This is a genomic window from Pseudoalteromonas sp. AWM4_233, from assembly GCF_056158285.1.
In genome coordinates this window covers 1,580-2,238 of the sequence record NZ_JBSWSZ010000036.1, presented here as the reverse complement: position 1 = coordinate 2,238, position 659 = coordinate 1,580, and the positions used below count along the sequence as shown (strand labels likewise).

Here is a 659-nt window from a genome sequence, read left to right as displayed (position 1 = left end):
TTCACTACACCTATTGGTTCGTTACGTATTGCTAAGGTTAACGACGGTTCATTCACCTCTTACACAGCACCTCGTGATCACACCTTCGTTATTTTTCACCAAACCAGCGGCATCAAAGCTTTCTGCTGCAATGATGTTTACCACAGCACTATCACCTGAGCTGTTAATTGCGTAAATCCATTTTTTAGACGCTTGATAAGCCACGATTTCGGCTGCACCCTCTGGACTTTGTGCATTTAACACTGCACGACCAACCATTTGAATATCTAACAGACGGTTAGCATCTTTACCATCAACCCCATTTGTACCGTCGGTGCCATTTGAACCATCACTACCATTTGTGCCGTTTGAACCATTCGTACCAGCAACACCAGCTGGGCCTTGTTCACCTTGAAGACCTTGTTGACCATCGTCGCCGTCAAGGGCACAACCTGTGAGAGCCGTTAATAAAGAAAGTGCGATCAGAGAGCGTTTAAGCATAACTAAACCTATTGTTGTTTATTGTGTAATATTTAATAGCGAACAATTAAACAGCAGGTTTATGACGTTTAAGTTTCTGCGATCTTAAGGATTGATTGCAGTTTTATTGCATTTTGTCAGGTGCTGTGTAAGAGGTGAATCTAACCGTCGTTAACCTTAGCAATACGTAACTGATACGA

Annotated in this window: 1 pseudogene; it reads right to left on the bottom strand. The window is 42.5% G+C overall.

The features are described from left to right. Positions 1-75 precede the first annotated feature (75 nt). Positions 76-480: pseudogene (locus tag ACXAC4_RS19105) on the bottom strand (choice-of-anchor I family protein); the annotation flags it as partial. Positions 481-659 lie beyond the last annotated feature (179 nt).